Genomic DNA, 14,583 nt, shown 5'->3' on the forward strand with positions numbered 1-14,583 from the left:
TCAGCCCCGGCGCCGGTGCCTGTATGCAGGCGCTGGCTCCGGCACTCAATTGGCGTAAAGGAAGGATGCATGACTGCAAATGAAGCCGCAGCTCCGCAGGTTGCTGCAGAAGAGAGCCCCCCGCTGCCGCGGCTGGGGGAGATCGGGCTGGAGAACTTCCCGCCTTATTTGATGAACCGCATCATGGGCCGCTATAACGCGGCTCTGCGCGAGGAAATGGCGGCGCATGGGCTGACCACCGCCAAAATGCGGGCCTTGGCGGTTCTGTCGGTGCTGGACGGGCTGCTGATCCGCGACTTGTCCGTCTACGCAGTGGTGGAGCAATCCACCCTCAGCCGTGCGCTGGATGCGCTGGAGCGCGACGGGCTGGTTCAGCGCAAAACCGATCCCGATGACAGCCGCGCCACCCGCATTGTCATGACGCCGAAGGGCCGCGAAACCCACGAGGGGCTTTGGCCGCATGTGGCGGAGGCCTGTGCGCAGATGTTCAAGTGCATAGACCCGGAAGAACAGCGCGCCTTTACCGCCACGCTGCAGAAAATCCTGCACAACGTGCGGGTGAATCAATTCTAATCCCGGACCCCATCCAAGGAGGCGCCAATGGCCGAAAGATCGTTCAAGGCTGAGGTCGAGCACCTGCGCCAAGGTGCAGGCACCAGCTTCACCGGCGAGGGCATTCTGGCCATCACCAAGGCGCTTCTTGAAAACGGCGTGGGTTACGTCGGCGGCTACCAGGGCGCTCCGATTTCGCATCTGATGGATGTGCTGGCCGACGCCGAGGACCTGTTGGACGAGCTGGGCGTGCGGTATGAGGCCAACGCCTCGGAGGCGGCCGCCGCGGCGATGCTGGCGGCCTCGGTCCACTACCCGATCCGCGGCGCGGTGACCTTCAAGGGCTCGGTCGGTGTCAACGTGGCCTCTGACGCGCTGGCCAACCTCGCCTCCTCCGGCGTCACTGGCGGAGCGATCATCATCGTCGGCGAGGATTACGGCGAAGGCTCCTCGATCATGCAGGAGCGCTCTTATGCCTTTGCGATGAAATCGCAGTTCTGGCTGCTGGATCCACGGCCGAACCTGCCGTCGATTGTGAAGGCAGTGGGTGACAGCTTTGCGCTGTCGGAGGCGTCAAACACGCCGGTCATGCTGATGGTGCGGATCCGCTCCTGCCATGTGACCGGCACTTTCGACTGCCGCGACAACCAGCCGCCGCCGCTGACCGTGCGCGAGGCGCTGTCCAGCCCGCAGCGCGATTTCAAGCGTGTGGTGCTGCCGCCGATGTCCTATCAGCACGAGCACGACAAGATCGAAAACCGATGGCCCGCGGCGGAGAAGTTCATTCTGGAAAACGGGTTGAACGAACGGTTCGGGCCGCAGGACGGCAAGGCCGGGCTGATTTGCCTGGGCGGCATGTACAACAGCGTGATCCGCGCTCTGCAGCGCCTGGGGCTGGCAGATGTCAGCGGCAACACCGAGGTGCCGCTTTATGTGATGAACGTGGCCTATCCGCTGGTGCAGAGCGACCTTTTGGACTTCTGCGCGGTCAAGGACGCGGTGCTGATGATCGAGGAAGGCCAGCCAGAGTTCATCGAGCAGCAGCTAGGCAACATGCTGTTCAAGGCGGGCAGCCAGACCAAGCTTGAGGGCAAGGGCATCTTCCCCAAGGCCGGCGAATACACCGGCCAAGTGATGATGGACGGGCTGGACGACTTCTTCCGCAAGCATGCCGCCCATTTGCTGCCCGGCCAGGTGCTGGCCCCCAACGAACCGGTGCCGGAGGTTCCAGACCTGAGCGCCACCGTGCCGATCCGTCCGCCGGGGTTCTGCACCGGCTGCCCGGAGCGGCCGATCTTTGCTTCGATGAAGCTGGTCGAGCAGGAACTGGGCAAGCATCAGATTTCGGCAGACATCGGCTGCCACCTGTTTGCAGCGCTGCCGCCGTTTGAGATCGGCGGGCAGACAATGGGGTACGGTCTGGGACCGGCCTCGAACGCGGCGTTCGACGGCGGCGGTGACAAGCGCGCAATCTCGATCCTGGGCGACGGCGGGTTCTGGCACAACGGGCTCAGCACTTCGATCGGCAACATGGTGTTCAACAAGTCGGACAGTGTGGCGATCATCGTCGACAACTACTATTCGGCCGCTACCGGCGGCCAGGATATTCCGTCGAGCCGCGCCAAGAATGCCACCAAGGCGACGAACAACCCGATCACCAAGGCGCTGGAAGGTGCGGGCGTCAAATGGATCCGGCAGATCGACCGGACCTATGACGTCACAAAGATGCGTGAGACCATCCGCGAGGCGCTGACCACCGATTACGACGGCCCCAAGGTGATCGTTGCCTCCTCCGAATGCATGCTGAACCGGCAGCGCCGCGAAAAGCCGCAGCGCAACAAGGCGATCAAAGACGGTGCGCGGGTGGAGATCCCCCGCTTTGGCGTGGATGAAGACGTCTGCACCGGCGATCACGCCTGCATCCGCCTGTCCGGCTGCCCGTCGCTGTCGCTGAAAACGCTGGACGATCCGCTGCGCGACGATCCCGTGGCGCATATCGACCAGTCCTGCGTCGGCTGCGGCAACTGCGGCGAGGTGGCCGATGCGGCGATCCTTTGCCCCTCTTTTTATGAGGCGCGCGTGGTGCATAACCCCAGCGGCTTTGAACGCTGGGCAGCTGAATTGCGCAGCCGTGTTATCTACTGGCTTCAGACCCGCCGCGCAGCGCGGCGCCTTACATTCACCGGCACCGCTCCCGGGAGGATTGCACCATGACCATCGAAATACCGGTCCGCCCTCAACCGGCCGATCCGCGCCTGCAGGGCGTCATCAAGGTGGCCATTCTTGCCGTCGGCGGACAGGGCGGCGGAGTGCTGACCAACTGGATCGAGTCGCTTGCCCGCAGCCAGGGCTACAGTGCCCAGGCCACCAGCGTTGCCGGCGTCGCCCAGCGCACCGGCGCGACCATCTACTATATCGAGATGGCGCCGGGCAGCGTGCCGCATCCTGTATTTTCGCTTGCGCCGGCGCCAGGCGACGTGGACGTGATGATCGCCGCCGAGATGATGGAGGCCGGCCGTGCCATCATGCGCGGCTTTGTGACCCCGGACCGCACCACGCTGGTCGCCTCGACCCACCGCGCGCTGGCCGTGTCTGAAAAGATGGTTCCCGGAGACGGTATCGCCGATGCCGATGAGGTGCGCGCAGCCGCCGAAACCGCGGCCCAAAAGCTGGTGATGGCCGACATGGACAGCGCCGCGGTGCGGGTGGGATCGGTGATCTCTGCCTCGCTGTTCGGCGCCTTGGCCGGCTCAGGCGCCCTGCCCTTCCCCCGGGCCGCGTTCGAGGACGCAATCCGCGCCAGCGGCAAAGGTGTCGAGGCCAGCCTGCGGGCCTTTGCCGCCGGTTTCGACTTGGCGGAGCACGGCGAGCAGCCGGAAGCCGCATCCGCGGAAGAAGCCCCAGCAAAGGCGGCGGGTCCACACAAGGCCTTGGACGCCTGGAACGGGCTGATGGCGCGGGTTTCCCGGTTTCCGGCAGGCGTGCAGGAAACGGCTGTGCCGGGGCTGCGCAAGGTGGTGGACTTTCAGGACACGGATTACGGCGCCGAATACCTGGACAGGCTGCAGGGCGTGCTGGACCGCGACAGCGCGGACCAGGGATACGCGCTTGGCCGCGAGGCGGCGAAATATATCGCCAATGCAATGGCATACGACGACGTGATCCGGGTTGCCGACCTTAAGACCCGCAGCAGCCGCTTTGACCGCATCGAGGGTCAGATGGGGTCGCAAGGCAAACTGATGACACTCACCGACTACCTGCATCCCCGCGCCGAGGAGATTGCGGGCTTGCTCCCCGCACGCCTGGGAACCAAGGTGGAAAACAGCCCGAAGTGGATGGCCAGACTCGACAGGCTGTTCAATAAGGGCCGCCGCATCCGCACGGACAGCCTCCGCGGTTTTGTGATGCTCTATATTCTGGGCGGGTTGCGCGGCTGGCGCCGCCTAAGCCTGCGACACGCGCAGGAGCAGGCGCATCTGGACAAATGGCTGGCCGCCGCGCTTGACCACCTGCCGCGCAGCTATGGCATGGCAGTCGAGATAATCCGCTGCCGCCGCCTGATCAAAGGGTATTCGGACACGCACGCCCGCGGTCTTTCCAAATTCGACAAGGTGATGCAGGGCGCCCGCATGGTGGCCGCCCGTGATGATGGGCCGCAATGGGTCGCCCGCCTGCGCGAGGCTGCTTTGCAGGACGAAAAGGGAGAGGCCTTGGACGGTGCGCTTAGAACCATCCGGAGCTTCGCTGCGTAGCCGGGTCAAGGCAGCCGGCAGGTTGCGGGTCTGCCGCTCCCCGCAGCGTCCGCCTCAAGCCGTGAGCACTTGAGGCGGCACGCTCAAGACCCGGGTAAGCGGCTTTTACACCGGTCAAATGAGGTCATCTGCCGTGAACACCCGAATCACCCGGACCACCAGCCGCCTGAGGCAGCTGTACTTTCAAACTTTTTAATGCGTTTGCATATAAACTTACTTGAAGCTTAAAACTTCGTGCTTGAAGGTGAGACAGCCTGGACCTAGGCTTTTTCAAAGGCGCCCGGAAAAACAAGGGACTGCAAACCGCCCGGTCTGCGCGCTGCCACACATCCAGGGAGACCAACATGACATTCCGCACATTCGCTGCCGCAGCCCTTCTGGGAACCGCCGCGCTGACCGCCGCCTCTGCCCAGGCTGAAGAAGTCACGCTGAAGGCGGTAACCGCCTTTGCAACCGGCACAACTTTTTCCCGTGATTTCGAGGCTTTCGTTGATTGGGTCAATGAGAACGGAGAGGGCGTGGTGCAGATCGACCTGCTTGGCGGGCCCGAAGCCGTGCCGCCGTTTGAACTGGGCAACGCGGTGCAAGCGGGCATCGTCGACATCGCCAACAACACCACCGCCTACTACCCGAACCTGCTGCCCGCAGGCGACGCGCTGCACCTGGCGCAGAACACCGTTCAGGACCAGCGGGCCAACGGCTGCTATGAGCTGATCGACCAGGTTCACCAGGATCAGATGAACGTCAAATACCTCGCCCGTGTGGGCGATCACATGAATTATCATCTATATCTGACTAAGCCGCTGGACGGCCCGGACCTGACCGGACTGACCATCCGCACCACCCCGGTTTACCGCGCCATGTTCGAAAAGCTGGGGGCCACGCTTGTGCGCACGGCACCGGGCGAGGTCTATACCGCGCTGGAGCGCGGGGCGATCGACGGTTACGGCTGGCCCAGCCAGGGCGTGCTGGACCTTGGCTGGCACGAGCAGACTGCCTATCGCGTCGATCCCGGGTTCTATCAGGTGGACGTGAACTTCCTAGTGAACCTCGACAGCTGGAACGGGCTGAGCGATGAGCAGCGCGCCCTGCTGGAAAAGGGCGCCGCCTGGATCGAAGAGCAGAACGCCGAGAACATCGCCCGCAACGAGGCCGAGGCCAAAGCCCAGGCCGAGGCGGGGATCAAGACGATTACCCTGGAAGGCGAGAACGGGAAGCTATGGAGCGAAACCGCGCAGACCGAGGGCTGGGGCGAAGTGATGAAGACAGACCCGCAGCTTGGGGAAAAGCTGCAGGCCTGCCTGTTGAAGTGATGGGACCGGGGCGGCCTGGCGCCGCCTCGCCTCTTTACTCATGAACCGCTTAGACCGCAGTTTCGGCGTCCTGCTCACCGGCCTGGCCGTGCTCAGCGCCGCCATCCTCGCCGCGATCACCCTGGTGATTCCGCTCAATGTCCTGTTGCGCAACCTTGGGCTGCCGGTGATCTACGGCGCGTTGGACGCTATTGAATACGGGCTGATGGCGGCGGCTTTCCTCGGGGCCCCCTGGGTGCTGCGGCTGGACGCCCATGTGCAGGTTGACCTGGTCACCCACGGCCTGCCGCCGCGCGCCCGCCGGAGAGTTGTCCTGGCGGCCTGCCTGCTGGGGGCCGTGACCTGCGCCGCCCTTGGTTGGGCCGGGTTGCAGGCGCTGATGCAATCCTATGCCCGCGGCTCCATGGTACGCACCGCCTTTACCTTCCCGGAATGGTGGACGCTCACGGTTCTGCCGCTGTCGATGGCGCTGTGCACCCTCGAATTCCTGCGCAAGATCTTCCGCCCTGCGGCGGGAGACGCGCCGCTTTCCGGTCTCTGAAAGGACTGCAGATGGATTGGATCCTCACCCTGTCGCTGATGCTGGGCGGCCTGGCTGCGCTGCTGCTGATCGGCCTGCCGGTGGCCTTTGCCTTTATCACGGTCACCATGATCGGCGCTTACGAGGTGCTGGGCGGCGACCGCGGCCTGCTGCAGCTGGCGCGCAACGCGACCCAGTCGGTGGCCAATTTCCAGATGGCACCGATCCCGCTGTTCATCCTGATGGGGGAGATCCTGTTCCAGACCGGCATCGCCCACCGCGCCATCGACGCGATCGAGCGGGTGGTCACGCGGGTGCCCGGGCGGCTGTCGGTGGTCACCGTGTTCGGCGGCACCATCTTTGCCGCGCTGTCGGGATCAACCATCGCAAATACCGCCATGCTGGGGTCAACCCTGATGCCCGGCATGCTGAAACGGGGCTATCATCCGACCATGGCGATGGGGCCGATCATGGCCTCAGGCGCCATTGCCATGCTGATCCCGCCGTCGGCGCTGGCGGTGCTGGTTGGCAGCCTGGCGGGGATTTCCATCGCCGGCCTGCTGGTGGCAGGCGTCTTGCCCGCGCTGCTGCTGGCAGGGGCTTTTGTGGTCTACATCGTGGCCCGCAGCCTGCTGGATCCCACGGCGGCACCGCCCGACGATCTGCCGCAGATGAGTCTGGGAGAACGCTGGCGGCCCTTCCTGATCTACGTGGCCCCGCTGTCGGTGCTGTTTGCTGTGGTAATCGGCAGCCTGCTGCTGGGGTTCGCCACCCCGACGGAATCCGCAGCGCTTGGCTGTCTGGCGGCACTTGCCACCGGCGCCGCCTACCGGTCGCTGTCGTTTGACAAGGTCGCCAAGGCGCTGATGGAAACCGTGAAGCTGTCGGTGATGATCCTGTTCATCATGGCCGCCAGCCAGACCTTTGCCCAGGTGCTGTCCTTCAGCGGCGCCACCAACGGGCTGATCAAGGCAATCAACGCGGTGAACCCGACCCCCATCATGGTGCTGGTCGGCATGATCGTGATCCTGCTGCTGCTTGGCTGTTTTGTCGACCAGGTCTCGATGCTGATGGTGACCGTACCGGTATTTGTGCCGCTGGCTGCGCAGATGGGCATCAACGAGCTGGTGCTGGGCGTGGTCTATCTGCTGACCATGGAGATCGGCCTGCTGACCCCGCCTTTCGGCCTGTTGCTCTTTGTGATGCGGGGGGTCGCCCCCGAGGGCATCGGGATGAAGCATATCTATGCCGCGGTCACGCCCTTCCTGGTGATCAAGCTGGCAGTTCTGGCGCTGATTGTCTGGCAGCCCGCTATTGGCACTTGGCTGCCCGGGCTGATGGCAAAATAGGCTGCGCTTCCTGGAGGACCATCGGGCTATGCCGGCTGAGCTAGGATTTTCTGGAGCGCGGCCTCGCAGCGCTTCAGTTCCGCAGCTAAATCACGCTGCGCCTCCGGCACCTCTTGAAAACGACCGTCACGGCCCAGATCCTCCAGCCGCCGCGCCGCCTCGGCCACTGCTGAGGCACTGACGACCGCGGCTGAGCCCTTGAGTGTATGTGCCGCGCGCCGCAGCTCTTCCGCGTCTTGATCCCGGCGCGCGGTTTCTATGCCGGCTGCCAGCTCTGGCGCTTGCGACAGGAAAAGTTCCGCCATCTCCCGCAGCAAGCCTTCATCGCCCAGTTTGGCCAAGGCGTCTTGCCAATCGACCACCTCCGGACTGGCGGCGCCAGGAAGCGGATCGGCATCGACGGGCGCTGCCTCCGTCAGCCCAGGTGCTTGCTCCGGCTCCCGCGGCGCTGCGCCGGGGGCCGCCTGTTCAACGGCACGCAGCAAGGCGCCGGCCCGGAACGGCTTGCCGACAAAATCGTCCATCCCGGCTTTGGCGCAGCGCTCGCGGTCTGCCGGCGTCACGCTGGCGGTACAGGCAATAATCGGCAGCCGCCGGCCCCCGTCCGGTTCACGGGCGCGGATTGCTTCGGCGGCAGCGACACCGTCCATGACCGGCATGTGCATGTCCATAAGCACCAGGTCATAGTTGTTGCGCGCCGTGGCTTCGACTGCCTCCCGGCCGTTTTCGGCCAGGTCCACACTGTGACCGCGCCGGGTCAGCAGATCGATCGCGACCTTTTGATTGACCACGCCATCCTCGGCCAGCAGGATCTTCAGCGGTTTGACACCGGCGTCAGCCGGAACCGGCTGGGGCGCAGCCTCGCGCTCAGAGGTGCCAATTGCCGCGAGAATGGCGTTCAGCAGGTCGGATTGCTTCACCGGCTTGACCAGCATCCGGTGGATCTTCAATTCGCGCAGGCGTGCGTCGCCGCCAGAGTAGCCCGCGGAGGACATGATCAGGATGCGCATTGCATCCAGTGCCGGGCGCTCGCGGATCTTCGCGGCCAGCGCCATACCGTCCATTTCCGGCATCATCAGGTCGAGCAGCGCCAGCCGCGGCTGGGTGCCGCGGGAGATCATCGCATCAAGCCGGGACAGCGCATCGGCCCCGCTGTCGGCCAATACCGGCGTCATGCCCCAATTCTCCAGTATCTCCGCTTGGATCCTGCGGTTGGTCGCGTTGTCGTCGGTGACGAGCACCGGCATGCCATGCAGTTCCTTGGGCACTGCCGCACGCGGCAGGTCGTCCTCGCTGGCCAGGCCCATCTCCACCGCAAAGCAAAACCTGCTGCCCTTGCCCGGCGCACTCTCCAGCGTCATTTTCCCGCCCATCTTACGGGCCAATTGAGCCGAGATTGCGAGGCCCAGACCGGTGCCGCCATACTGCCGGGTGGTCGAGGCGTCTGCCTGGCCGAAAGCCTCGAAAATTCTGTTCTGCTGGTCCTTGGGGATGCCGATGCCGGTGTCGCGCACTTCGAATTCCACCTTGACCCCAGTTTCGCTGAGGCCCGCCAGACGGGTATCCACCACCACCTCACCCTGGCCGGTGAATTTAATGGCATTGCCAACCAGATTGACGATGATCTGGCGCAGGCGCGTCGGGTCGCCGACCACCCTGTCGGGAACCTCTGGCGGGATGTGGTGGGCCAGCTCCAGCCCCTTCTCAGCGGCACGCACGGCCAGCGTCTGCAGGGTATCGCCCAACAAATCGCGCAGCCGGAAGGGGGCCTTTTCCAGCTCCAGCCGCCCTGCTTCGATCTTGGAGAAATCGAGAATATCATTGATGAGATTCAGCAGTGTGTCCCCGGATCGCATGATGATCCGCGCGTACTCGCTCTGCTGCGGCGTGAGGCCGGTGCCGCAAAGCAGCTCGGCCATGCCGATCACGCCATTGAGCGGCGTCCGGATTTCGTGGCTCATGTTTGCCAGGAACTGGCTTTTGGCTACGCTTGCCTGCAGCGCCGCATCGCGGGCAGTCTCCAGTTCTGCATGCGAGCGGCGCAGCTCCCCAGTGCGCTGTTCCAGTTCAGCAGTGCGGGCGGCGACCAGCTCTTCCAGCTGACTGCGGTGCTTTTGCAGTTCGGTGATATCCGTATAAGCGCTGACGGTACCGCCATCGCGGGTCTTATGTTCGCTGATCCAAAGCCAGCGTCCGGTCGTGTGATGGACGGCAATCGGTTTGCCGGGCTTGCGATGGGCGGCCAGGCGGTTTGCGATCCATTCCTCTCCACTCACGCCCCCTGTCGAAACCAGCCCGGCCCTGAACACCGCGTGCAGCACATCCTCGAAGGTCATCCCCGGTTCCAGCTTCTCCACCTGCGGAAAGAATTTTTCCCGGAAAACCGAGTTGAACAAGACCAGCCTGTCCTCTGCGTCATAAAGGACAAACCCCTCTTCGACCGACTCAATCGCATCCACCAGCTGGGTCCGGGCATTTTCGGCCCGGGCGCGGGCTTCCTGCACTTCGGCTTCGGCGCGCTGCCGGGCTACCACAATACCCAGTTGCGCACCAACCTGCGCCATCACGTCCTGCAGCGCCGGGTTTTTCTCTTCCACGCGGCTCGAAAAGAACTCCAGCACCGCAACAACGCGCCCGCCGTGCGTTACGGGGAAACCCGCACCGGTCTTTACTCCGATTTCCTCGGCCAGCTTGGCACGGGGGAAATTGGGATCGCGGTTCACATCCGGGATCCAAGCCAGTTCACCGCTGCTGAACACCCGCCCGGGCAAGCCGGTGCCAGGCGCAAAGCGGGTTGCGCAGGTCACTTTACGGAAGGTTTCAAAACCATCCGGGTCCGCCAGGTGCCAGATATCCGACGGCGCCAGGTCGCCCGCCTCCTCATCGTATAAATAGACATGCCCTACCGGCCAGCCTGTGTGGGTGCAGATCTCATCAAGCGCAACCTGGAAGGCGTCCCCGATGCTCTCCGCCTCATTGGCGGCCCGGGTGATTGTCTGGTTGCATTTCAGCAGCGCCGTGCTTTCCCGCAGGGAGGCCTCGGCGCGGGTCCGTTCGGCGATCTGGCGGCTGAGGGATGCCAGGAAAACGACCAGGATGGCCGTTACGGCCAAGCCGCCTGTCAAGGCAACTGTCGCATCGGACGGCCATGCTTTGGGCCGGAACTCCTCCCCCGGGAGCGCCAGAAACGCCCAGTTCCGCCCTCGCAGATCAAACCCGGCCGAATAACTGAGGTCGGCCGCGGCGGCCAGGGCGGCAAGATCGGCGGTTTGCCGTTTCTCCCTGATGCCGTCCGTATGGCGTTTCGGCAACAGGAAGCTCTCACCGGTTACGCTGTCGATCAGGTGGACCTCGACACCATCTCCCGGGAAGTGATCCAGCGCGTCCTTCAGGATATCGCTGACCCGCAGAACCACAGCCACGACGCCCTGCAGCTCTTCGCGGCGTAGCGCGGGGCCGGAGCGGGTGAAATACGGGGCAGCAATAGCGATGCGGGACTGGCCGCCGGCCAGGCCAGGCATAGCGATATGCGGGCTGGCCACCACCCCGGCGCCGTCACGGGCCTGCTCAATCACCTTGAGGAACACCGGGTCGGACGCCAAATCGTAGCCAAGGGTGCCCAGCGCCGCGCTGCGCCGGGATTCGACGAAGAACACCGGGAAATGCGCCTCCCGCGGCTGAGGCGGGAGGCGCGACCCATCCGGTGCGCTCTGATAGATGTCATAAGGAGCCCGCAGCTGCGCGGCGCCGAGGTTCTCCCAAAAAGGCAGCAGATTGCTTTCAACCCGGGGAGCGAACAGCACAAGTTCAATGTTCGGCTGATCATTCAGGAAGGGCCGCACGAAAATCTGGAACTCGCGGCGCTCCACCGAGCGTGAACTGGCATAGAGCCCATGCAGCGCATCTATCACCGATGCGCCCTGCAGCATCTGCCGCTTGACGGCCTCCACGCGGCGCGCGGCGGCGCGGTCGAACTCAGCCGCCGCGGTTTCGCGTTCCTCTTTCAGAAGCGCCTGCCAGACGATCAGCGTCAGCGCCAGGCTGAGCAGCCCTACAGTGCCGATCACCCAGGCCCGGCCACCGACAAAAATGCGGCTCGCAAGCGACGCCTGTTCGCCAGGGGCGGGACCGGACGGTTTTGCTCTACTGGTCATCTGGCCAGACTCCAAAGGCCGGTACGGCTGATGATACCGCTATTTTGCTGCCCGCCTATGGGAACAGGCCGCGCAAAAGCTTGGCATCGGTCACCCGCTGAACACCTTCGACCAGCGCCGCGGTGCGCATATCGAGCCCATCGCGCGCAGCACGTGCCACCGTGCGCTCAAAGGCGCTGAGCATGATTTCGCGGAGCCGGCCGTTGATTTCATCCAGCTTCCAAGTCAGGTTCTGGGTGCCCTGCACCCACTCGAAATAGGACACCGTGACACCGCCCGCGTTACCCAGCACGTCCGGCACAATCATGGTGCCTTTCTCGTTGAGGATTTCATCAGCCTCCAGCGTCGTCGGGCCATTGGCGCCCTCGGCCAGGATCTTGCAGTCGACCCGGTCAGCGTTCTCGGCGGTCACCTGGTTTTGCAGCGCCGCCAATGCCAGCACATCGCATTTGGTCTCCAGCAGTTCGGCATTGGTAATGGCGTCGGCTTCGGGGTAGCCCTTCAGCACCCGGTGTTCGGCCACATAATCCATCAGCGCCTGAACCGGCAGCCCCTTGGGATTGTAGAGGCCGGCCGACACATCGCTGACGGCAACGATCTTTGCCCCGGCTTCCTCCAGGAATTTCGCCGTGTAGCTGCCGACATTGCCAAAGCCCTGCACCACGGCAGGCGCCCCCTGCAGGTCAAGCCCGCTATGGCGGGCAGCGGCCTCGATCATGTATACCAGCCCGCGCCCGGTGGCCTCCCGGCGGCCGAGCGAGCCGCCCAGCACGACCGGCTTGCCAGTGACCACTGTCGGCACAGAGTAGCCCGCCTGCTGGCTGTAGGTGTCCATCATCCAGGCCATTACTTGCTCATTGGTGCCCATGTCGGGGGCGGGAATGTCCTTGTCGGGACCGATCATATCAATGATCTCGGTGGTATAGCGGCGGGTCAGCCGCTGCAGCTCATGCCGCGACAGTCCGGTGGGATCGACCCGAACGCCCCCCTTGGCGCCGCCGAAGGGCAGGTTCATCAAGGCGCATTTCCAGGTCATCCAGGTGGCCAGGGCCGCGACCTCCCCCAGGTCCACATCTTCGTGGTAGCGCACACCGCCCTTGGTCGGCCCCATCGTCAGAACATGCTGCACGCGGTAGCCGAACACGGTTTCCACCTGGCTGCGGTCATCGCGGAAGAAGGGGAAAGACACCACCTGGGTGCGCTGCGGGAACAGCAGCCGCTGCCTGATGTTGTCATCCAGCTCCATGATCTGCGCCGCCTTCAGGAATTGCTGCTGCGCGAGACGGAACATCGGGGAATCCCATTCCGCGGTGCGCGCCCGGGCGCGGGCCAGCGAGTAGCGGATCGCGCGGCCCAGCGCGACCGCGTTGAGATTGGATTTGACCAGGAAATCACTGGCTCCGGCCTCCACCGCGTTTGCAGCGAGTTTCAGGTCATCCATGGCGGTGAGGATCACCACCGGCGTATCCGGCGCCGCCGCGCGGACCCGGAAAAGCGTTTCAAGCTCCTGGCTGTCGGGCAGCACCAGATCCAGCAGCACCAGATCGATGCCGCCAGCGGCCAAGCGGGCAAGCCCATCTGCCAAGTTCGCGGCAGGATCGACTGAACATTGCAATTGGGGCTCGCTGTCGATCAGCCGCTCTACAAGTTTCATATGGAGCGGATTGTCCTCGACCAGCAGGACTTTGACGGTTTGGTCGGCCATGCTGTTTCCTTTCTAGGCGAAAGACGCATCGGGCCTTCCTATGCTGATACAAAGTTCTGCCGCAGTCATCTTGCAGGCGTCTGGATCGCCAAGAAGTGATCACTGGCGCGCCGAAGTTGAGAATGGCCTCGTTCAGCGCCTCGACGCAAAAGCCAGCCTCCAGCGTATTCGAAATGCGCCAGTAAAGAACCTTTCGCGAGTGCCAATCCATGATGGCGGCCAATTACGGGAACCTGCCCGGCGGTCATGAAGGATCTTTTGGGGCGGCCATTGGCATCAGTGACTGCGTGCAGCTCGGGGTTCATTCCGCCCTTGGCACGCCAATCAGGCATCCGCCCCCCTTTTTCAGCCGCAGGCTTGAGGCCGTGCGATGTGCCTTCAGGTAGATAGCGCCGATCATGATCGCCTTTTCATCGGAATGCCCCATCTGAACTAGTCCACCAGATTCCGGGACTGAGCACCTAAAGTTCCAGGATGACTAAAATTTTCTCTTTTGTTTTAATCCCTTATTACCTTCTAACGTGCATATTGCCGCTGTTGGCAGCTGCGATTTCAAACTGCTCTGCAGCTTCCTGGGTACCTAGTTAAACAGGATGACAGTATGACTCACAAAGTTTCCAGAATTGCGCTTTTAGCCGGGGCATTGCTTGCTGCAGCAGGCTGCAGTGTTCAGGACAGAGCAAATGACACCCTGAATGGAATGCACAGCACGCGGCTCCTGGTTGACGAGAGCGTGGCTGGGGGAATGGGTGGAACTGCAGCGTATGAAACGGAACAAACCATGAACGCATTCTTGACGGGCTACAGCTATTGGGACAATACCCCTCGCGGCTCGGCACAGATTGCCCGTCCAGTGATCCACCGGAAGGCAGGCGGGACCGGAACCTACGAGGACCCGGTGACCCTTGCGGTCGGCCATGTGAAACGAAACGGCCGCAGCTACATGGACTACCCGGCAGGCACGAAGTTCTACATCAAGAACCTGCAACGGTATGCAATTGTCGAGGATCTGTGCGGTGACGGGCCGAAACCTCAGGCAGGACCGTGCCACAGTGGCTATCAAGGCCATGACTGGCTGGATATCTACGTGGGCGGTAAGGGCATCAGTGAAAGCTGGGTTGACGGCTGCATGAACCGCATCACCGGCATTCAGCCGGTTATCCTGAACCCACGGCCGGGTTATCCGGTGTCGCCTGGAGAGATCGCGGCCAGCGGATGCACCACCTTTTAACGCAAAG

9 protein-coding genes and 1 pseudogene are annotated in these 14,583 nt (G+C 63.5%); 7 read left to right on the forward strand and 3 right to left on the reverse strand.

Going from position 1 to position 14,583, the window contains the following annotated elements; genetic code table 11:
- Window positions 1–69: 69 nt before the first annotated feature.
- The 6 genes from ACTRWG_RS12315 (at window position 70) to ACTRWG_RS12340 (ending at window position 7,486) form a co-directional block, all read left to right on the forward strand.
- Window positions 70–573: a MarR family winged helix-turn-helix transcriptional regulator gene (locus tag ACTRWG_RS12315; RefSeq protein ID WP_027236279.1), complete on the forward strand. Its 504-nt coding sequence runs from the start codon at window positions 70–72 to the stop codon at window positions 571–573.
- A 27-nt stretch (window positions 574–600) separates the two neighbouring features.
- A complete protein-coding gene (locus tag ACTRWG_RS12320; protein WP_027236278.1) occupies window positions 601–2,766 on the forward strand; it encodes a thiamine pyrophosphate-dependent enzyme in 2,166 nt (721 codons plus the stop codon).
- Window positions 2,763–4,304, forward strand: a complete 1,542-nt coding sequence (locus ACTRWG_RS12325) for an indolepyruvate oxidoreductase subunit beta family protein (protein WP_027236277.1) — start codon at window positions 2,763–2,765, stop codon at window positions 4,302–4,304. The genes ACTRWG_RS12320 and ACTRWG_RS12325 overlap by 4 nt, the downstream gene beginning before the upstream one ends.
- Window positions 4,305–4,648: 344 nt before the next feature.
- Window positions 4,649–5,617 carry a TRAP transporter substrate-binding protein DctP gene (dctP, locus tag ACTRWG_RS12330; RefSeq protein ID WP_027236276.1) on the forward strand — a complete coding sequence of 323 codons (969 nt, stop codon included), beginning with the start codon at window positions 4,649–4,651 and terminating at the stop codon, window positions 5,615–5,617.
- 40 nt (window positions 5,618–5,657) lie between these two features.
- Window positions 5,658–6,158, forward strand: coding sequence for a TRAP transporter small permease (locus tag ACTRWG_RS12335; protein ID WP_027236275.1), 501 nt, complete (start codon window positions 5,658–5,660; stop codon window positions 6,156–6,158).
- Between the two features lie 11 nt (window positions 6,159–6,169).
- Entirely contained in the window at window positions 6,170–7,486 is a 1,317-nt protein-coding gene (locus ACTRWG_RS12340; RefSeq protein ID WP_462829371.1) for a TRAP transporter large permease, read from the forward strand.
- Between the two features lie 26 nt (window positions 7,487–7,512).
- Here the strand turns inward: ACTRWG_RS12340 and ACTRWG_RS12345 are convergent, their stop codons facing one another.
- The 3 genes and pseudogenes from ACTRWG_RS12345 to ACTRWG_RS12355 form a co-directional block, all read right to left on the reverse strand.
- The gene (locus ACTRWG_RS12345) at window positions 7,513–11,640 is read right to left on the reverse strand and encodes a response regulator (protein ID WP_462829372.1); all 4,128 of its coding nucleotides are present in this window, start codon (window positions 11,638–11,640) and stop codon (window positions 7,513–7,515) included.
- A gap of 55 nt (window positions 11,641–11,695) precedes the next feature.
- The gene (locus ACTRWG_RS12350) at window positions 11,696–13,345 is read right to left on the reverse strand and encodes a Glu/Leu/Phe/Val dehydrogenase dimerization domain-containing protein (RefSeq protein WP_027236273.1); all 1,650 of its coding nucleotides are present in this window, start codon (window positions 13,343–13,345) and stop codon (window positions 11,696–11,698) included.
- A gap of 230 nt (window positions 13,346–13,575) precedes the next feature.
- A pseudogene (locus ACTRWG_RS12355) lies at window positions 13,576–13,763 on the reverse strand (IS5/IS1182 family transposase); the annotation flags it as partial.
- Window positions 13,764–14,126: 363 nt separating this feature from the next.
- On the opposite strand from ACTRWG_RS12355, the gene ACTRWG_RS12360 reads away from it, so the two are divergent.
- Window positions 14,127–14,576, forward strand: coding sequence for a hypothetical protein (locus tag ACTRWG_RS12360; RefSeq protein WP_209320202.1), 450 nt, complete (start codon window positions 14,127–14,129; stop codon window positions 14,574–14,576).
- Window positions 14,577–14,583: the final 7 nt, after the last annotated feature.

The sequence above is a fragment of the Leisingera sp. G5_S3_59_S7 genome (assembly GCF_054968485.1).